Here is a 19023-nt window from a genome sequence, read left to right on the forward strand (position 1 = left end):
CAATTGTACGGTCGGCAATGACCAATGAAAGAAATAATATTTTGATGAATCTCAAAATGCATCTGGAGAAGCGAAACTTAACCACATTAAGCTTCGGGTAATTTGAAAGGAAACGAAAAAACATCAACGACAGTGGCAATTCTTCACAGAAATTCGCCTACGGACATGCAAAAAGCATTGGATGTGAATACTAAGGCCTTGCAACCGTCGCCAGCAGAGCACATCATTTTTGGTGCATACAATTGGGAGGGGTACATGCGCCTCAGGACTGTTCAGATCAAGAACTTCAAACACATCTTGGACTCTTCTGAAGTCGAAATAGACGACAAGATCACATGCCTCGTTGGCAAAAACGAATCTGGCAAGTCGGCCTTTCTCGAAGCTCTTCGTCGCCTCAAGCCTGCACAGGGTGCAGTCAAGTTCGACTCGGCCAAGCACTACCCCGCTTGGCTTGAGAAAAAGCACCGTCGAGAAGCCAAGGCCAAAGACGAAGACCTAGACGACACCTTTCCTATTGCCGCGACTTTTGAACTTGAGAAAACGGATCACGACGCTGTCGAGGAAGTCTTCGGCCCAGGCGTACTGACATCAACGGAATTCACGTACAAACGGCGCTACAACAACAGCCCCCTCTCGGTGTTCGACACTGATGAAGCGGTTGCAGTGAAGAACTTCCTTGGGACCTACGATCCCGACAAGGAACTGGCTACCGTTCATGCATGTACGAATTTTGAAGAATTGCGGACGGCAATCGACGCTTACACGGACGGCGACGATGAAGACACAGCTGAACTGAGAAAAGAGCTCGTAGCCCATTTGGAGAAAATGCTTCCGAAAAAGGCACCCATGCGCACGGTTATCGCGAGCAAACTTGCAGAGCGCGTTCCAAAATTCTTCTACTACAGTGAGTACAGCAGTCTCCCCAGCAGGGTTCCGATCAGGAGGATTCTCGATGCGGACCCAGAAACTCTAGACGAAAATGAACAGACGGCGTTGGCGCTATTGCAACTAGCAGAGTTCGAGAAAGATCATCTGCTCGACAGTGACTATGAAACGCGTAAAAGAGAGCTAGAGAACACCTCGAACGAGCTCAAGCGGCAGGTTCTGACATACTGGTCCACGAACATTCATTTGAATGTGATGATGGACCTAACTCAAAAGCAAGTCCCTAACGGAAGCGGCTACAGTTCAGTCATAGACGAACTGCAGGTGCGAATGTATGACGACAAGCACATGCTGTCGTTGCCGTTTGACGAGAGGTCTTCTGGATTCAGGTGGTTCTTCTCCTTCCTCACAGCGTTCTCTCGCTATGAGTTCGACAAGACGCCAATAATCATCCTCCTCGATGAACCCGCCCTGAGCCTTCATGCAAAAGCGCAGAAGGACTTCCTCCGCTTCATAGAGGAACGCTTGTCGGAGCGGTGTCAGGTAATCTACACGACGCATTCACCCTTTATGATCCAACCGAATAAGATTGAACGAACGCGTCTGATTGAAGATAAGGGCATCGAGAGAGGAGCTGTGGTCACCGCAGACGTTCTCACAACAGACCGGGACACCCTTTTTCCCCTACAGAGCGCCTTGGGATACGATATTGCGCAGCACCTGTTCATAGCCAAGGATAACCTTGTCTTGGAGGGACCTTCGGATTTCATCTATCTCGACACCATCTCCCAACACCTGAGATCCCTCGGTCGTAAGGGCCTGAACGAACGTTGGTCGATGATGCCCATCGGCGGGGCGGATGTTATTCCTGCTTTTGTTGCGCTTCTCGGAAACCACCTCGATGTAACCGTCCTCGTCGACTCGCGGAAAGAAGGCCACCAAAAGCTAACTGCTCTGGCTAAAGCCGGCTTCCTTACAGACCAAAGAATAATCGCTGTCGGAGAGCTAACTGGAACCGCCATGGCCGACATCGAAGACCTCTTCGAAACCGAAGACTATCTCGGATTGTTCAACGGCGCTTTCGGCAAGCAGATTAAAAAGTCTGAATTGAAAGGCTCCGACCCGATCGTGAACCAGATTGCTCGTATCATTGGAGAGAGGCGCTTCGATCACAATAAGCCAGCAGATTATCTCCTGCGGTCCAAGGACAAGGTTCTTGGAAAGCTTTCGGAAACAACTTTGGCGAACTTCGAGAAGCTCTTTATCAGGATCAATGAGACCCTAGCATAAACATTTGGTGGTTCTGAATTCGTGAATGAGGTGCAATGATGAGTTCTAGTCGCGGTTATTTCATTGGACAGATTGTTGATGAACTTTCTGCGATAGCGCATCAGGTCGAAATGCGAGGAAAAATCGGCGACCTTGCCCTAAACAGCCTATTAGAGAATTTTTTTAGAGACATCCTGAACACAGTTCATAATTGGAACCTAGCGAATCTGAACAAGCATCGATCCAATGAACCTGGCCTCGATCTTGGAGATATTTATTCAAAAGTCGCAGTTCAAGTTACGGCCACAGCGAGTAGTCAGAAAGTAAAAAAGACGCTTGAAAAAGTCACGAACGAACATTTACTGCAATACAATCGCATTATTATTCTAGCGATTGGTAGCAAGCAGGGGAGCTACACCCTGGACACACCCGACGTCGCCAGGATCGGCTTTAGTGAAGCCAACATCTGGGACATGACGGATCTCATTCGTGATGCGGTCATGTTGCCAATTTTGAAGCTTCAGGATTTACATCGGCTGATCATGGCAGAGACTGTCAGAATCCGAGTAGAACTAGAAGTGAGGGGCGAAGACGGAAAGTTTCCTACTAGCCTTGAAGACTATGTAGAGCCGAGAAGTGGCGTCGTTTTGACGGACGGTAGTCTGTTCGTAACCTCAGCAACCGCGGAAGAGATTTATGGTGACGAGACGGAGGCAGCGGCGAGCGATTTGAATGGCTTTGCTGACGCGCTTTCGGAACTGCCAAGAATCTCTCGAGAGTTCCTAGCATGGATGCTGAGTTGGAGAGAGGAGCGCCCTGGTGCAGGTGCTTGGGGATACCATGTAAATGCTGATCAGATAGATAGGCGCTCAAAGTACGGTGACACAGTCGGCGAATTGAGGTTTCTCGCAGACCGTCGGTTCATCTCATACGACGAACCAGAAGATCATGAATATCACAAATCAGGTTACTGGAGGTTTCATTTCCCTGGAGCCAAGAGAGATGGGTTCGACGGAGCGTTCCTTGATTTTTTGAAAGATCGCCAACTGGAGCCAAAAAGTGTCATCGTTTCGTTGGACTTTTCAGTCTTCGGGAACACGCCCTGAACCCAGCTAGGGCCCCACCTTCTGCTGAGATGTCAGATAAATTCGTGCCAAATCCGATGTGATGACTAACCGAGGGTATGCCCGCACTTGAGCAGGGTGAAGCGCTGTTAATCGGTGATGCAGTCATCATGCCCTGCGTCGTATACGTCCAAAAGTGTGAACCCGAACCGGCGTCCTCGGACATAAAGTATCTCACGCTTTGGAAAGAACAGTGGAAGGACATTGATTTCCAAAAACGTGCGGACAGTTGGCGCGGTTAAAAGACTTGCAGCCGTAACCGAGGCTTGCTCAAACTGCCAACAAGAGATTTCGGATTCTCCAGGGTGGGGCATAAAGCGTGGAATTTCTCAGACGACGCGGCTTCGTGAGCCTGGCCACGGCGCTGACATTGCTGGCGGTGGGCTACCTTGTTCTGTTCGAAGGGACGTTGTCGTCTTCGGGAATAGTTAAGGCGTTAGCCCCAGAGGTGCAGGCAGGACTTTATCAAACCGCGGTGGCTGGCCTTCTCGCGCAATCCAGTTCCTTTTCCAATTGGTCTATAGCCCTGATGGTTGCCTGCTGGGTTGTTTTGGTAAATGACGGAAAGCGATCTCAGCTAGTAATTTGCATATTCGTCTTCGTATGCGGCGCTTCGCTCGCATCACTGTTTTTCGGGCAGCTTCTGCATCAGTCGGTGGTCAACGATATTCGCATAGGTCAAGATCCCCTAGATAACTCTTGGTCTTGGATTATTATGACTTGGCAATATTGGGCAACGCTGTTGTCTGCATTACTCGTAGCCGGTTCCATTATCTGGAGGCACCTGAATGATTAAGCCGGTCATGCTTCTGCTCCTATCTTTAGTAGCTACACCAGCGCTATCGAGCGAAGCGGTAGTGCAATTAGACATGCCAGGCGATGGCCAAGTTCGCCTCCAAAGAATTGAGGGAACACAGATTATTGCCGACCTATTCGTTGGTTTGTTTTCTGACCACGTTGTCCTCCCCAGAGGCACATATCGTTTGCAGTTCTTGGACGATAAAACATCCCCTCCAGCGATTGCTTATTGCGACATCCAGATTTCCGACGATGGTGAGGTCATTGAGCGTGCTTTTGAAGTGCCGCTCGTATCCGCGGTCTTCGGCAATGGCAAAGCGCGCATAGAGCGAGTTGATCCCAATTTGGTCACAGATGCCCGTGTGGTAAAACTTGTCATCGACCAGTTCCCCGCAACGGGCGAGATCGCATACGTACCACCAATTTTACGCGCGACAGCTTGGACGGTTCCACAGGCGGGCGCAGAGAGAGTTAAGGTCAAGCTAGACAGTGAGCCTGGCAACGCTGAGGTCTGGTTCAACGGTACCCGAACTGAGTTCCGGACAAACGTGGAGTTTTTTGTTCCTGTGAATAAATCAGCCAATTCCACAGAGAGCTTGCTCATTAGACGGACCGGATATGCGAACGTCTTACTCCGACTGCGCCCCGATGATGATCCAGCGACCTTTGAAGTCAAACTGAGAGCAATAGAATGAAATTTGTCAAATTCGCTTTGGCAGCTGGCGTTATTTTATGTCTACAAATTCAGCCAGCCGATGCGAAGAGGATGACGTTTGTCTCGACAAGCAATGGCGGGAACTGCAACGAGTGCGAGTTTATCGTCGCAGACGGCGATATCTCCATAGACTCAGTAGATGACTTTCGCGAAGTCGGAGGCGCAAGAGTTCTGATTAACTCCAAGGGAGGAAGTCTGGAGGGGGCGATTGCGCTCGGAGAGGAGTTTAGAAGGCGTGGAGTAGTCGTAAGTGTCTACAAGGCCGAGCAAAGAGCAGGTTCATCTGTCTACGATGAGGAGCCCGGTGGAGAATGCCTGTCGGCCTGTGTTTACGCTTTCTTCGGCGGGGTGAAACGTGAAGTGCGGGATGGCTCCACCCTCGGAATCCATGCGTTCGCAGGTGACATAGCAGAGACCAACGTAGACGCACCTGTATACACCCGCCTCGAGTTGACGGCAGTTCAAAGGCTAACAGGTGTTCTTCTTGAATACACCCAAAGAATGGGCATTGATCCCCTCGTCATAGATTGGGCTGCTAAGCAAGATAATAGCGGCATGCGCATACTTACAGGCGATGAGATGCGCCTACTAAGAATTGTATGGGACCCAGTACGCGCTCTCCCTTTGCGCCTTGAACCATACAAGAATGGCGTTCTGGCACGTACTGAAACCGCTGATACAAGCGGTAAGGTGACATTTGTTTGCGTCGGCAGAGACCTGCGACTTGTCTTCGCATCAGAACTTCCACCGCCATCACCTGGACTGGGAAAAGTTGACGGCATAGGGAACCGCGATTCAGATTCCATGACCCTGGCCCTCAAGGTCGATGAAGACGATTTTGGCGATTGGGTTGATACCACGTATAAGTTTTCACAAGATGGCAATATCGGGTTCGCGACTATCAAAATCGACAGAGGTCTCTTGAGCCAGATAGTCGAGGCAAAGCTGGTAGATATCTCTATCGGTCAAACTAGGGGTGCAAAGCAGAGCGTCTTGATAAGATTTCCAACAGACAACTTGGAACAGATCGCCAGCCTACTTGGAAGAAATTGCATCTAGCGATCTGTTGGCTTCCTGATGTGTGGGGTGGCGGACTCGAACCGCCTCTACGGCCTCTTGGCTGACGCTAAGTTTTCACACACCTTCATGTCGATGTCGTGTTCCCCGACCACCTGGCCCCACAGAACCTTAAGGGTATTCACGACAGTTTTGAGCAGCGTATTAATGATTATCTCCGTCTGAGCATTGTTAGTTTGAAACCATTCAAGGCAGAGCCAGATGACAAAGGAACACGCCCCGACATCTCCAATGCTGAATCCTGAGGTCACTAGCGCCGAACCAGGGATTAGACTTTCAGGATGACGCGGGCAGATCGACAAATCAAGGATGCAACTATTCTAGATCGGGATTGCGGCTTGCACCCTCAAAAGTGTTGGCAAGTCGCGCCTGCCACTTGGCCGTGAGTGAAGGCAGGCGTATTTTAGACCTCAGGTAAAGACGGAGATCCTGAGTGACAGCACGCGCATTCATTTCGTATTCCCACGTAGACGAAGCCTACCTTGAGCGCCTTCATAAACATCTTTCCGTTTTGATGCGTGAAGGCCTTCTCGAAACCTGGACGGACCACGCGATCAATCCAGGAGCGGCCCTTGACCAGTCGGTCATGGAGGCCTTGGGAAGCGCGCAGTTTTTCATCGCTCTGGTTAGCCCAGATTATCTCGCCTCGAACTACTGCTACGAGAAGGAGTTTGCCGAGGCCCAGCGGCTTTCAGATCAGGGCCAGCTTCACATAGTGCCGGTGATCATTGAGCCGTGCGATTGGCTCAACTCCCCGTTCAGAAAGATCATGGCGCTGCCGAAAGACGGCAAGCCGATCTCAGAATGGACAAACGCAAACGTCGCATTTCTTGATGTAGTCACGGGCCTGAGGCGATTGATATCAAGCCAAAAAGCAAGCGAAGTCCGACCTGCGGCATCCGCATTTGGCACCTCTGCCCATGCTCGTCGGATTAAGATCAAACAAGAATTCGACTCGATCCAGCGCCAGGATTTTGCCGACCAGTCTTATGCCGATATCCGCGAGTACTTTGAGCGTTCTTGTTCGGAGTTGGATGGGATTGAAGACTTAAAGGCAAGGTTCAATTTGCTTTCTCGTCATCGACCGGAACAGCGCAAATCCAGCAGCGAGAACGATCCCCAGGCCGAGGCCGAAGAGGCCGCCGCCGAAGGCGCCGGCCATCAGCAGAACCTTGCGGCCTGGACCATCGGGCGCTTGCGCCGGGAAGGCTTCGGCGACGATGCGGACATTGCTTGAGTAGAGGCTCATCTCGGCCGCCGTCTCCTCGCTGCGCTTCAGCACGGCCTCGTAGACGTCGCGTGCGGCCTTGGCCTTGCGCTCCAGCTCGCTGAGTTCGATCAGCGCCGTCGAATTGGTGGTCTGGGATGCCTTCTGGACATTGAGTTCCTTGAGGATGTCGGCCTCTTCCTTTTGCGCCGACTCATAAGCACTGCGCGAAGCGACCACCATCCGCTCGAGTTCCAGGCGGATCTGCCGCTCGATATCGCCGAGCGACGCCTTGGCCGACTGCAATTGCGGATGCCGCGGCCCGAGGCGCTCGGTCAGGCTGCTCACATTGGCCGAAAGGCTCGCATATTGATTGCGGAGATCTCCGAGCGTTCGCGACGCCGCCGCGTCACCGACGAGAACATCATTGATGTCGAGCCTCGACACGGTGTCGAGCTGCGCCTTGGCCTCGATGATCTTCTGTTGTGCGGCAACGAGCAGGTCGTCGAGCGACTGCAGACGCTTGTCGGCGATCTGGTCACCACCCACGGCGAAGAGATCGTTCTGCGAAGTGAAGGCGCGCACCTCGGCCTCGGCGGTGATCACCGCCTTGCGGAGCGCCGTCAGCTGGTTGACCAGGCTCGTATTGACGCTTCCGAAACTGTCCTCGGCATTGACGCGGCTGTCCTTGAGATAGGCTGCAACCAGCGAATTGGCGATCGCGGCAGACTTTTCAGCCTCCCTCGTCGTCACCTTCACCTGAAAGATGAACGTGCCCTCCTGGCGCGACACCAGGATCTGCTTTTGCAGGTTGGTGATCACCTTGTTCATGTCAGTGGCGGCATTGTCCGAGGAGCGATCGAGAAACTCGGGATCCGACATGAGCTTCAGATTGCCGGCGACGGTCTCCAGGACTGTGCGGGATGTGATGATCTGCGTCTGGCTGTCGATCGTCGCATTGAGCACTTCCGGCGACGTCGCCCTGTCGTTCTCGACGAGTTCCACCGCAAGCTTCTGCGGATCGAAATAGAGCGTCGCGGTCGCGCTGTACTTTTGGGCCAGCAGCGTCGTCATGGCACCGCCTGCGATCGCGCAGACGATGGCACCAGCAAGAACCGCCCTGCGATACTTCCAGGCAGCGAGCGCGACGAATTTCAGGTCGATCACCAGCGGCGTATCGGGCGCGGCCGCCAGCGGCTGCACGGCTGCCGGGCGCTCGTCCGGCGCGGGCTCGTTTACCGGGTCGCGATGTGCATCCCCCCGGACAGTCTCTGGCGCGTCATTGCCGCCCGAGAGGTCCCAGCCAAATCGTTCCCGGGCCCGCTGCTCGATATCATCCATGGTGAGCGGCCGGCGGGACTGCGGCTCACGCACCTCGCGCTCGTCGACGGACGTGCCGAGATAACGGCGCAAGCTGACATTCCCGCCACCGGCAGGAGACGTTGGCTGTGCGTCCGCCTCACGACGCCCAGGTTCGAATTCGCTCATCCCTCGCGTCAGATCTTTCACGATTGGCTTGCCCATGCATGTAGAGGTCCAGCGGGGGCTTGCGAGCCGCCCGTTTCTTGCTGAACTATGAGTATTTACGGTTAATTAAGTCTTATCCAGCGGGCGGAATACGCAGGCATGCCCCCGGATCTGTGGCATCGGGTTTGAGAGCCGGTAGAAGCACGGAAAGCTGGGCACGATCGCCCTCCGCTGTCGGCTGGATATTGTTGCCCTCCTCGGGCGACCACCAGTCCCCGCCGGCCCAATAGGTCCAGCCGAGCCAGACGTCGGAATGGCTCGCCATGTGATCTGTCATCCGCGTCAGACCGGCCAGGCAGTCTGCATCCTTTGATCCGCCGAACTCGCCGAGAAAGGCGCGCTTGCCGTGGAGGCGCAGCCAATCCGAGAGTTTCTCCATCCCGTCGACCGCCAGGTCCGCATTGACGCAAGCCTCGTTCGTGCCCGACAGATCCTTGTCCATGTACTGGTGAACTTCAAAGGCGTAATTGTCGATCGGATCGATGATGCCGAGCATCGTCATTGCATTCGATCCCTGGCCGAAATCCTCAGGCCACGTCACCACGCCGCTCCAGTGGGTCCCGGGCACAAGGATGAGATTGCGCGCGCCGACGGCACGAATGCCGGCAATCGCCTGGTTTGCCGCATCGAGCCAGACGGCCGGCGCAATGTCATGCGGCTCGTTCATCAACCCGAAGCCGATCCCGTCCTCATTGGCAAATTCGGCCGCAAGCCGGATCCAGAATTGTGCGAACTGTCGCGGCGAGACCTCGGCCGACCCGATGTTATTACCCGAATAATAGCCGAAATTATGCGGATCGAGGATGATGAGGAAACCCTTGTCCCTCAAGCCCGCGACGCTGGTCTTCAGACGTTCGAGCTCGGTACGCTCGAAGGCCTCGCCCAGCCGCGGCTGGAGGCGCTCCCACTTGAAGGGCAAACGGACGGTATCGAACCCCTTGTCGGCGAAGTAGGAGACCGTGGAGGCCGAGGGGTAAGTGAAGTTCACCCCCTCGACACCGTCGAACTCGCCATATTCGGCGCCCGAAATATTCAATCCCCGGAAGCAGAGATCGGCGGGCCCGGCAGAGGCAGAGCTTGCAATAAACCCCGCCAGCAGGCCTGACAGAACAGCGCGACCGCGCCGCGAATTCACAGCCTCCAGATACATGTCGGTGTCCCATCTCATACGTTTCTGACCTTTGCCGGCCGAACGAAACGCGGCAGGTTGCCCGATGACAGAATGCGTCCGACCGGAACCTCGAAGAGAAAGTAGCTGGCAAGGCCAACGGCGGTGGACATGGCCATCATCAGCACGACGAAGAGCGTGTCGCTCTGAAGCGTGCCGATCACCCAAGGGTAGATCATGCGGGAACCCGCCAGTGTGAAGATGTGGGTGAGATAGATGGAATAAGAGGCATCGCCGAGTAGCCTCAGCCAACGCCAGGCCTTGAGATCCGGGATGCGGATCGCGGTGGAGAAAAAGATGATGAGGGCTGCCGGCATGCCGATCGTGATCAGGCGCGGCAGATCGAAGTCGTTATAGTCGTTAAAGACGAGCACGCCAAAGCCGAGTGCTACGCCGACAGCGACGACGGGAGCGGCAATGTGGACCCCTGCCTTATAGATCCGGCCCAGGACCATGCCGGCGACGAATTCGAAGATCACCGTATCGCCATAGAAACGGGCAGCCGTGCTCTCGGGGACAAGATTGGCGACGAGAAAGACGCCGCCGATCAGCGCCGTGACCGCCACGATGCGATGTCGCACCGGCACGAGCAGGCAGAGGCCGAACAGGAGGTAGAAATACATCTCGTAGTTCAGCGTCCAGCCCGGCACGATGAGCGGCGCGATCATCTCGCCTGCCGGGTCGGCCGGATGGAGCCACGGCAGGAAAGCAAGCGAGGCAAGAATATGCGGCACGTCGAACTGGGTGGTTCTGAGGATCTGCGGAACGATCAGGGCGACGAAAGCGGCAGCCAGCGTAACGGCCCAATAGAGCGGCACCACGCGGCGGACACGCTTCCACCAGAAGTCGGCAACGGACTGCGGCTTGTCCGACGTCGTGATCCACATGACGAAACCGCTGAGAACGAAAAAGAGATCGACGCCACTCTTGCCGAAGAGACCGTCCGTGATCGGGGCATCCGGATTGAGGTTCTCCAGCTGCAGGATCGCATGGAAATAGACGACGAGAAGAGCTGCGATCGCCCTGATATACTGCAGTTGAACGCACATGAGGAATGGCAATCCGTCGGACGGAGGCGTGGACCGTGGATCGGTTATAGCCTGGGACGCGTCAGTTTGTCCCCGCAGACCTTGCAATGCGGTTAATGGGTTTCCGGCTCGGCAACGCGCATCTGGCCCACAAGCAGCCAGAGAAGTGCCGCCACCTTGATCGAGAAGATCGCCGTCCCCCCGATCATCATGTTGAGGAAGATGAAAATGCCGAGTGCGAAGGCGCAACGCTTCTGCGCCGCGGTCTGCCCTGCCGGATAAAAACTGACGAACAGCCAGAAGGCCACAAGCCCGAACACGGTGCTGGCATTGATCACATAGATATAGCCGCTATCGGCAAAGCTTGCGACATTGCGCGCATCGAGCGCCAGCAGCTCGATGAAGTCGAGGCTGAAAAAGCCCTTCATGGTGAGCACGATCCGTCCATCGAACGTGTCGCCGCTCGCATCCGGACGCATCAGGTAGACCAGGGCCCCGGCGATGATGATCGCAGGCATGATCAAAGGCCTGATGCCGTTGGTGGCCTTCGGAAACAGGAAATAGCCGAAGAGGCAGATGAGCGAGAAGGCCAGCATGCTGCGCGAATCATTGGTCAGCAGGATGAAGGCGACCGTGACGAGGATCAGCACGCGGTCGAATCGCGTGACCTGGCGGAAGCGGCTGACGAGATAGACGCACAGCACGCCGGAGAAATTGGCAAGCGAGACCTGTTCGAGAAACAGGGACGAAGTCCGGTGGTCGCTGAGCCCGAACGAGAACCGCCCGGGAATATTGATCGCGTTCTGAAAGATCTTCGCCCCGCCGAACGCGATCTGCTCCAGACCCCGCGTATTGGTGAAATAGAGCGCCGGATAGAACAGGTCCTCATAGAGGCTGGTGAAGAAGATCTCGACCAGCAGAACCGAGAGAATGAAGAGGCAGCACACCCGGAATACAAATGCGAGACTGCGACCGTCGGTCGTCATGCCGAGCTGGCAGAAAACCGCGATGACCAGCACGTTGCGGAAAAAATCCACGAACAGCATGCCATTGGCGGCAGAGGTATAGAGCATGACCAGCGCAAAGAAGCCGACCAGCGCAACAATCGGCAGCGCCTCCTCCGAAAGACCGCGATAGAGCAGATAGAGCAATGTGACGAAGAGGAGCGTGATCTCGACAAGCGCGACATGGGCAAAGCCGAGCGGCATCACATGTGCATTGATGATCGCGAGAAAGCCATTGTACATCACCGCCAGGGGCACCACGACGCGCACGAGCCGACCGTGCTGCCGGACGGGCTCGGATACAGACCGCGTCTGCGGATCGTGAAGGGTGCCGATATTCATGGACCAGAGGTAACCGACTCGCGGCATGGCGAGAAGTGGAATGCCGAGTTGGCTTCGAGGTTAACCGCGCCTTTATAGGTAATAATAGGACACCCAGGTTGTGCTCCAGGCCTTTATACGAGCCTCACTTACCGATCAGGGCTGAAGAAGGCCCTACCCTTGAGAATTGCGGCAATAGGTGGGACTCTCGACCAGGTGGCCAAGCGCTACCGGCGTCTTCAGATACTCGGCTAAGTCATGTTGTCAAAAGATAAAAACGGTACTTAGAGAGGGTGCAATTGAGATCAAATTCGGCGCTCCGGCAGAGTCGGACTTCGCTGCCAATGCCCTCCCCATTGATGGCTGAACGCAGACTTGAAGGCTCAAAACCGTGATCGCTGTTCGCCCAGGCCAGTGCTGCATCATCAGCATCGAAGGGCTACTAAGCCATGGGTGAAGACAGTCTACGGATATGGCGAGCGCGGTGGTCAGAATCACGCATGCGGATGACTGAATCAATCAGCTGATTTCAAGCGGTCGTCCCGCAGCGCAAAATCCTAAGGACAAGAACCTATTAATGACTTCAGCTCTGGCGATCGCTGACAATTTACCGTAATGACCCGGGCATTGAGTTTCGTAAGTCCAGTTCGGGCCAACCATCATGCTTTTGAAGCGAACATGCGACATCGCGGGCGTCCTGATGGCGCTGATCATCTTCGCCATACCGATGGTCATCGTGGCGTTTGCCGTGCGCTCCACATCCCAAGGACCCGCGCTCTACTGGTCGCAGCGCGTGGGCCGCGACAATCGCCTGTTCTCGATGCCGAAGTTCCGCACGATGAGGAGCGACACGCCCGTCGTCGCCACGCATCTTCTCGGTGACGCCTCACGACATCTCACGCCTATTGGCAGTTTCCTGCGTAAAACGAGCCTGGACGAACTTCCGCAGCTCTGGTGCATCCTGAAGGGAGACATGAGTTTCGTCGGCCCTCGTCCGGCACTGTTCAATCAGGATGACCTCATCGCCGCGCGTACGGCTCAGAATGTACACACGCTTCTGCCGGGGCTCACAGGTTGGGCTCAGGTCAATGGGCGAGACGAGCTGGCGATCCCGGACAAGGTCGCACTCGACGCAGAATATCTCAAGCGTCGAAGCTTCCTTTTCGATTTGCGCATTCTGGGCCTGACCGCCATAAAGGTCGCAGGCGCAGCCGGCGTCCAGCATTAGTGAGTTAAACGGCAGGATCATGCTAGCTTCCGAATGGATCAACCAGCCTCTGGTCAAGCGCATCAGAGAAAAGATCATCAAGACACCGCGCTTCTGGAAGCGGGTCTTCATGATCGGCCTCGACATCATCGCACTGATGATTGCCCTATGGGCAAGTTATGCGATCCGACTGTCAGTCTGGACGCCGGCGCTCACAAACGAACGCCTCATCCTCGCGGCATTCGCGCCCGTGGTGGCTATCCCAATATTCATCAGGTTGGGCCTCTATCGATCTGTGATCCGCTACCTGCCGGAAGCCGCAATCTGGACCATCATCAGGGCAATGCTGATCGCCACGATGAGCTGGGTCATCATTATCTTCCTGATGGAGATGGCCGGCCAAGGCATTGTTCCCCGCTCTGTGCCGTTCCTCTACTTCATTCTTGGAACGCTCATAATCGGGGGCATGCGATTTGCCGCCAAATGGATCCTTGTATCCGGCACCGGCCTGCGTCGTGACGAGGAGCCAACCTTCATCTACGGCGCAGGTCCTGCCGCCGCTCAACTCGCACGAGCACTCCGAGGCCATGGCAATCGCTATGTCATGGGGTTGATCGACGACGACCCAACAAATCAGGGGCGCGATATCGGCGGCTACCGTGTGTTTCCATCCAGCGACCTTCCGTCGTTGATTGATCGTTACGGTATCACGGAAATCGTGCTCAGCATGTCGTCCATACCGATGGACAAGCGACAGGCGGTGCTTGGCCGCGTGACGGGTCTTGGCGTGAAAGTGCGTAGTCTACCGGATATTTCGGACCTGGTGGACGGCCGCTATATTGTCAGCCAGATTCGCGAGATCGAAATCGACGAATTGCTCGGCCGCTCTTTCGTGCCGGCTGACACGGAGTTACTCGATCAGGCGCTGGCCGGCAAGATTGTCATGGTCACGGGTGCAGGTGGGTCCATAGGTTCGGAGCTGTGTCGCCTCATCATCCGCCGCAAACCGGAAAAGCTCATCCTTTTCGAAGCAAGCGAATATGCGCTCTACCGCATCGAACAGGAACTGTTAACCGCAGGAAACACTCTAGTCGTCCCGGTCCTTGGCTCCGTGACGGACGCCAAAACGGTTGAGCGCGCCATCCGGACCCACAATGTCCAGGTCCTCTATCACGCTGCCGCCCACAAGCATGTCCCGCTTGTTGAGGCGAATGTGCTGGAAGGCATCCGCAACAACGTTTTCGGGACATTGACGGTAGCGACCACCGCCGCTCAGCAAAACGTCGAGAGCTTCGTGCTGATATCATCAGACAAGGCGGTTAGGCCGACCAATGTCATGGGTGCAACGAAGCGCTGGGCTGAACTCGTTGTGCGGCAGATGGCGATTGAAGCGCGAACGAAACCCGAAAAACAGGTATTCTGTGCCGTCCGCTTCGGCAATGTAATCGGATCAAACGGTTCAGTCGTGCCGCTTTTTAAACAGCAAATCGCTAAAGGCGGGCCGGTGACGATCACCGATCCGGACATGACTCGTTACTTCATGGCGATCCCCGAAGCCGCAGAATTGATCGTCCAGGCCGGGGCGCTTTCGGCCGGGGGCGATGTCTTCCTACTGGACATGGGCGAGCCCGTTCGTATCGGAGACCTCGCGGAAAACATGATCCGTCTGGCGGGATTCAATGTCCGAGACGCCAACAATCCGGACAGCGGCATAGCCATCGAAGTCATCGGCAAACGCCCCGGAGAAAAGCTCTTCGAAGAGCTGTTCTACGACCGAAGCAATGCGCAGCCGACCCGTCATCCGAAAATCATGCGCGCCGACTCGACGGCAATTGCCAACTACGACATCGCCGCTTGGTTGCGGGAACTTGAACATGCGATTGCCGCTGAAGGCGAAGCGCAGGCTAGGGCACTTCTGTTCGCACTGATCTCAGAAGAAGAATTACCGCATCCGACTGTTGACCATGTCTGAAGGCAGCAAGACGACGTGCTGGTTCGCATGGTCATCGTTTGATTTGGAACGCGGCGAAAGGCGAGAAAGTACGTTCAAGTCTTATTGGCCGCACATCACTTGAGTGACGACCCGTAGGTCACATACCCCAGGACAATGATACAGCGCAGCGGGCATCGTCGGATCGACGGAAATGGAGCAGACGTTATGGGTACGACCCTGGTGACCGGCGCCTCGGGCTTTGTCGGATCGCACTTCATGGAGGAGATGAAACGACGCGGCCTACCAGTTCGCGGTGTCACCCGGGGAACGGTGCCGGGCCTGATAACCATCAAGACCTATGGACCCGAAATGAACTGGAGCAACTGCCTTAAGGGGGTAGACACTGTCGTTCACCTTGCGGCGCGTGTTCATGTCATGCGGGAAACCGCATCTGATCCACTTTCCCTGTTTCGGGAGGCAAATGTTACAGCCACGGTCAATCTCGCCCGACAGGCGGCAGGGGCCGGTGTACGCCGCTTCGTGTTCGTAAGTTCAATCAAAGTAAACGGAGAGCGCACCGAGCCTGGGAAGCCATTTACCGCCGGCGATCCACGGAACCCGCAGGACCCTTACGGCATTTCGAAAGCGGAAGCTGAAGTGGCGCTATTGGAGTTGGGTCGGCAAACCGGCATGGAAATCACCATTATCCGCCCTCCCCTTGTGTATGGGCCGGGGGTGAGAGGAAATTTCCGCAGCTTGATGAAGTGGGCAGCGAGCGGGATGCCGTCGATCTTTGCGGCCGTGAAGAACAAACGGTCGTTTGTGCATGTCGAGAATCTTTGCGATCTGTTGATCACAGTGCTGGATCATCCAAAGGCCGGTAACCAAGTGCTTTTGGTCAGTGATGGGCAAGATCTTTCAACACACGAGTTAATCGAGAAACTGGCCACGGCAGCAGGACGTCGGCTGAAAAGCATTCCGGTTCCTTCAGCGCTCCTTCGCTGCATCGGTCCACTTTTGAGGAGAGAGGCTGCGATCGCCCGGCTAACGGACAACCTTCAAGTCGATATTGAGCGGACCTGCAGGCATTTGGAATGGTTCCCACGCAACGTCGCTACCAGTATACATGATCACCGAATGATAAAAAGGCCGATGAACACCGCGGGGTAGACATCCCTAAGTAATGCGAACCAGTGATCACAAAATTTGGCTAATGACATGCCCGCGAATAATCGAAATTCCCGCTAGTTCAAACTTGGGTGCGCATTGGTGCTCATGTCAAAAACCAATGTTCTGCCGCTATATGGAGTGAAATTTGACCTCAGGTAGCGATGCACCGCTCGTTGAAAGTGTACGCGGGAAGCAACGATTAAAATTGTTTTTGTTGATGAAGGCTTATCGCCTCCTCCAGCAGATTGAGCAGCTTGGTGACCAATCTACCTCGATCAAACTCGACCTGCGCGTAGGCGCGCCCACTTTCTCCCATTCGCTGCCGCTCCTCTGTCGACGTTTTAGCGAACTTTTGAATTAATTCTGCCAAACCTTCGCTATCTCCCGCAGGGCACACCATTCCCGCGCCTGCTCGCTCGATCACATCAGCGCCCTCGCCGTCCAGCATACCGAGAATGGGTCGGCCGGCAGCCAAATAGGATTGCACCTTGCCAGGAATCGTCATGCTGAATGTTGGGTCTTTCTTTAGGCTGACCAGCAATACGTCTGCCATGGCATAAAAAGCAGGCATACGTTCTATGGGATAACGCCCGACCAGCAAGACCCGATCATCTAGCCCCCTTGCTTGGACTTGCTCAGATACCCAAGCTGAACGGCGACCGTCACCGACAATCACCCATCGGATCTCATTAAAGTGTTTCAAACGGTCAGCCGCATCGAGGATCGCCGGGAAGTCCTGCGCGTCCCCGACGTTGCCGGCAAAGACAATATTGAAACTTCCTGGCGCCTTTGGAATCTCTGGAACGGGCTCATCCACTTGATGCTGGTAAAGGTCTTCGGCCCAACTCGGGAAGTAACGCACCTTGCTGGTGTCGTCGCAGTGGCGTGCAATGGAGGGTAGGAAGGAGCGTGACTGTCCCAGTACCAGTGTGCATCGATTGTAAATGAACCGCACCATCCCAGCTACCGCGCTCAGAGCCACGGGGTGTCGGATCACCCCTACAGCGGCCAGTGTCTCGGGCCACAAATCCAGCGCCCAGAACACCACCGGACAGCGCTTGATGCGACCTAAGAATACTGCAGGAAAGCCGACCGTCACCGGCGAAGGTTCGAAAACGAAAATTACATCGGGGCGGTAGCCGCGCAACTTCCAAGGTGCGAACAAGCTGGCTCCCAGCACGAAGCTCAGATAGTTGAGGGCAAGTCGCAATGATCCGCTACCTCGCGCTAACATCGGCACCCGATGGATCGTTACCCCGTCGAACCGTGCGAAGCTGGCCGGGCTCTGAAGGTATTCTGGAAAAATTTCTCCCGCGGGGTAGTTGGGACGCCCTGTGAGCACTGTGACTTCGTGATCGCGCGCATTCAATTCGCGCACCAGATCATTGATACGAAAATTCTCAGGCCAAAAGTACTGACTGACGACAAGAATCCGCAAATGTGCCTCAGTAATTCTTCCAAACAACGCGGTTTACGTAGTCTGTATAGCTATGAATGATGCGAACCACCTTGTCGCTGACGTTGGGCATGCGGTAATCCGCCACTATCGGCAGGCTGCGGTCTGCACCACGCGACTGTGAGGCCAGAATGGCCAAGCCCTGGCGTACACGGTCCACCTCCAAACCCACCATCATCACGGCAGCTTCCTCCATTCCCTCCGGACGCTCATGGGCTTCTCGGAGGTTTAGCGCAGGAAAGTTGAGAATGGAGGACTCCTCATTGATGGTGCCACTGTCGGATAGGACCGCTCTCGCCTGCATTTGCAGGTTTACGTAGTCGTGAAAACCCAACGGTTTCATGAGGCGGACCATGGGATGGAATATAGCTCCAGTTGCATCCACCCGCTTTTGTGTACGCGGGTGAGTCGACACAACCACTGGCAAATCATGCTCTTCAGCCAGAGTGTTCAGCACTGCCACGAGTTTGGTGAACGACTTTTCTGAGTCGATATTCTCTTCGCGATGGGCACTAACCACAAAATACTGCTCGGGCTGCAACTCTAATCGGTCCAATGCGTCAGAAGCCTGGATTGCAGGAAGGTAGTGGTGAAGCACCTCATACATTGGACTACCGGTTTTAATGACTTGGTCCGGCGGCAGTCCCTCTCGCAGCAGATAGTCGCGAGCAATGCTGCTGTAAGTCAGATTGATATCCGCAGTATGGTCGACGATGCGGCGATTGGTTTCTTCCGGCACACGCTGGTCAAAACAACGGTTGCCCGCTTCCATATGGAAGATCGGGATCTTGCGTCGCTTGGCAGGGATTACAGATAAGCAACTGTTAGTATCGCCCAACACCAACATAGCTTCGGGCTGCACTTCTGCCAACACGCCGTCCACGGCAGTAATGAGATTACCAATTGTATTGGCAGCGCCAGTGCTGCCTTCGGCGCTGTTCAAGAAGTAGTCGGGCTTTCGTATGCCCAAGTCCTCAAAAAACACTTGGTTCAGTTCGTAGTCGTAGTTCTGGCCGGTGTGGACCAACACATGGTCGCAATGCAGATCGAGCGCCGCAAGTACACGCGACAGGCGAATGATCTCCGGCCGCGTACCCACGACCGACATAACTTTCAGTTTTTTCACAAGGGCGC

The 19023-nt window shown here is 55.1% G+C and carries 14 protein-coding genes and 1 pseudogene; 9 read left to right on the plus strand and 6 right to left on the minus strand.

Translation table 11 applies throughout. The features are described 5' to 3' along the window. Window positions 1-255 precede the first annotated feature (255 nt). The 6 genes from LJE98_RS19685 to LJE98_RS20265 all read left to right on the plus strand — a co-directional run bounded on the left by LJE98_RS19685 (window position 256) and on the right by LJE98_RS20265 (window position 7105). The gene (locus LJE98_RS19685; RefSeq protein ID WP_229576971.1) at window positions 256-2175 is read left to right on the plus strand and encodes an ATP-dependent nuclease; all 1920 of its coding nucleotides are present in this window, start codon (window positions 256-258) and stop codon (window positions 2173-2175) included. 35 nt (window positions 2176-2210) lie between these two features. Continuing rightward, window positions 2211-3260: an SMEK domain-containing protein gene (locus LJE98_RS19690; protein ID WP_229576972.1), complete on the plus strand. Its 1050-nt coding sequence runs from the start codon at window positions 2211-2213 to the stop codon at window positions 3258-3260. 337 nt (window positions 3261-3597) lie between these two features. Next, window positions 3598-4074: a hypothetical protein gene (locus LJE98_RS19695; protein WP_229576973.1), complete on the plus strand. Its 477-nt coding sequence runs from the start codon at window positions 3598-3600 to the stop codon at window positions 4072-4074. After that, window positions 4067-4771 carry a hypothetical protein gene (locus LJE98_RS19700; RefSeq protein WP_229576974.1) on the plus strand — a complete coding sequence of 235 codons (705 nt, stop codon included), beginning with the start codon at window positions 4067-4069 and terminating at the stop codon, window positions 4769-4771. The genes LJE98_RS19695 and LJE98_RS19700 overlap by 8 nt, the downstream gene beginning before the upstream one ends. Continuing rightward, window positions 4768-5850: a hypothetical protein gene (locus LJE98_RS19705; protein ID WP_229576975.1), complete on the plus strand. Its 1083-nt coding sequence runs from the start codon at window positions 4768-4770 to the stop codon at window positions 5848-5850. Before LJE98_RS19700 ends, LJE98_RS19705 begins: the two co-directional genes overlap by 4 nt. A 451-nt stretch (window positions 5851-6301) precedes the next feature. Beyond that, window positions 6302-7105 carry a toll/interleukin-1 receptor domain-containing protein gene (locus LJE98_RS20265; RefSeq protein WP_229576976.1) on the plus strand — a complete coding sequence of 268 codons (804 nt, stop codon included), beginning with the start codon at window positions 6302-6304 and terminating at the stop codon, window positions 7103-7105. 876 nt (window positions 7106-7981) lie between these two features. Here LJE98_RS20265 and LJE98_RS20270 read toward each other — a convergent pair. From LJE98_RS20270 to LJE98_RS19730, 4 genes and pseudogenes are all read right to left on the minus strand, one after another. Further along, a pseudogene (locus tag LJE98_RS20270) lies at window positions 7982-8599 on the minus strand (Wzz/FepE/Etk N-terminal domain-containing protein); the annotation flags it as partial. Between the two features lie 76 nt (window positions 8600-8675). After that, complete coding sequence (locus tag LJE98_RS19720) at window positions 8676-9770, minus strand: glycoside hydrolase family 5 protein (RefSeq protein ID WP_229576977.1); 1095 nt, start codon at window positions 9768-9770, stop codon at window positions 8676-8678. After that, window positions 9767-10819, minus strand: coding sequence for an acyltransferase family protein (locus LJE98_RS19725; RefSeq protein ID WP_229576978.1), 1053 nt, complete (start codon window positions 10817-10819; stop codon window positions 9767-9769). Before LJE98_RS19725 ends, LJE98_RS19720 begins: the two co-directional genes overlap by 4 nt. Window positions 10820-10911: 92 nt before the next feature. Beyond that, window positions 10912-12144, minus strand: coding sequence for a hypothetical protein (locus tag LJE98_RS19730; protein ID WP_229576979.1), 1233 nt, complete (start codon window positions 12142-12144; stop codon window positions 10912-10914). Between the two features lie 640 nt (window positions 12145-12784). Between LJE98_RS19730 and LJE98_RS19735 the strand changes: the two genes are divergently transcribed. The 3 genes from LJE98_RS19735 (at window position 12785) to LJE98_RS19745 (ending at window position 16433) form a co-directional block, all read left to right on the plus strand. Then, on the plus strand, window positions 12785-13351 hold the full coding sequence (locus tag LJE98_RS19735) for a sugar transferase (protein WP_229576980.1): 567 nt from the start codon (window positions 12785-12787) through the stop codon (window positions 13349-13351). Between the two features lie 19 nt (window positions 13352-13370). Next, a complete protein-coding gene (locus LJE98_RS19740; protein WP_229576981.1) occupies window positions 13371-15302 on the plus strand; it encodes a polysaccharide biosynthesis protein in 1932 nt (643 codons plus the stop codon). A gap of 186 nt (window positions 15303-15488) precedes the next feature. After that, window positions 15489-16433 (plus strand): NAD-dependent epimerase/dehydratase family protein, encoded by a 945-nt coding sequence (locus LJE98_RS19745; RefSeq protein WP_229576982.1) that lies wholly within the window; start codon window positions 15489-15491, stop codon window positions 16431-16433. Window positions 16434-16632: 199 nt separating this feature from the next. On the opposite strand, the gene LJE98_RS19750 is transcribed toward LJE98_RS19745, so the two are convergent. Together LJE98_RS19750 and wecB are read right to left on the minus strand one after the other, a co-directional pair. Continuing rightward, the gene (locus LJE98_RS19750; RefSeq protein ID WP_229576983.1) at window positions 16633-17871 is read right to left on the minus strand and encodes a glycosyltransferase family 4 protein; all 1239 of its coding nucleotides are present in this window, start codon (window positions 17869-17871) and stop codon (window positions 16633-16635) included. A 7-nt stretch (window positions 17872-17878) separates the two neighbouring features. After that, entirely contained in the window at window positions 17879-19015 is a 1137-nt protein-coding gene (gene wecB / locus LJE98_RS19755) for a non-hydrolyzing UDP-N-acetylglucosamine 2-epimerase (protein WP_229576984.1), read from the minus strand. Window positions 19016-19023: the final 8 nt, after the last annotated feature.

This window comes from Rhizobium sp. 'Codium 1' (genome assembly GCF_020889605.1).
GTDB lineage: Bacteria > Pseudomonadota > Alphaproteobacteria > Rhizobiales > Rhizobiaceae > Allorhizobium > Allorhizobium algae.

What these genes read in the sequence shown, in the direction of transcription:
- LJE98_RS19735 (WP_229576980.1), top strand. Translation starts at nt 12,785, where the DNA reads ATGCTTTTGAAGCGAACATGCGACATCGCGGGCGTCCTGATGGCGCTG.
- LJE98_RS19705 (WP_229576975.1), top strand. Translation starts at nt 4,768, where the DNA reads ATGAAATTTGTCAAATTCGCTTTGGCAGCTGGCGTTATTTTATGTCTA.
- LJE98_RS19685 (WP_229576971.1), top strand. Translation starts at nt 256, where the DNA reads ATGCGCCTCAGGACTGTTCAGATCAAGAACTTCAAACACATCTTGGAC.
- LJE98_RS19720 (WP_229576977.1), bottom strand. Translation starts at nt 9,770, where the DNA reads ATGAGATGGGACACCGACATGTATCTGGAGGCTGTGAATTCGCGGCGC.
- LJE98_RS19700 (WP_229576974.1), top strand. Translation starts at nt 4,067, where the DNA reads ATGATTAAGCCGGTCATGCTTCTGCTCCTATCTTTAGTAGCTACACCA.
- LJE98_RS19690 (WP_229576972.1), top strand. Translation starts at nt 2,211, where the DNA reads ATGATGAGTTCTAGTCGCGGTTATTTCATTGGACAGATTGTTGATGAA.
- LJE98_RS19725 (WP_229576978.1), bottom strand. Translation starts at nt 10,819, where the DNA reads ATGTGCGTTCAACTGCAGTATATCAGGGCGATCGCAGCTCTTCTCGTC.
- LJE98_RS19745 (WP_229576982.1), top strand. Translation starts at nt 15,489, where the DNA reads ATGGGTACGACCCTGGTGACCGGCGCCTCGGGCTTTGTCGGATCGCAC.
- LJE98_RS19730 (WP_229576979.1), bottom strand. Translation starts at nt 12,144, where the DNA reads ATGAATATCGGCACCCTTCACGATCCGCAGACGCGGTCTGTATCCGAG.
- LJE98_RS19740 (WP_229576981.1), top strand. Translation starts at nt 13,371, where the DNA reads ATGCTAGCTTCCGAATGGATCAACCAGCCTCTGGTCAAGCGCATCAGA.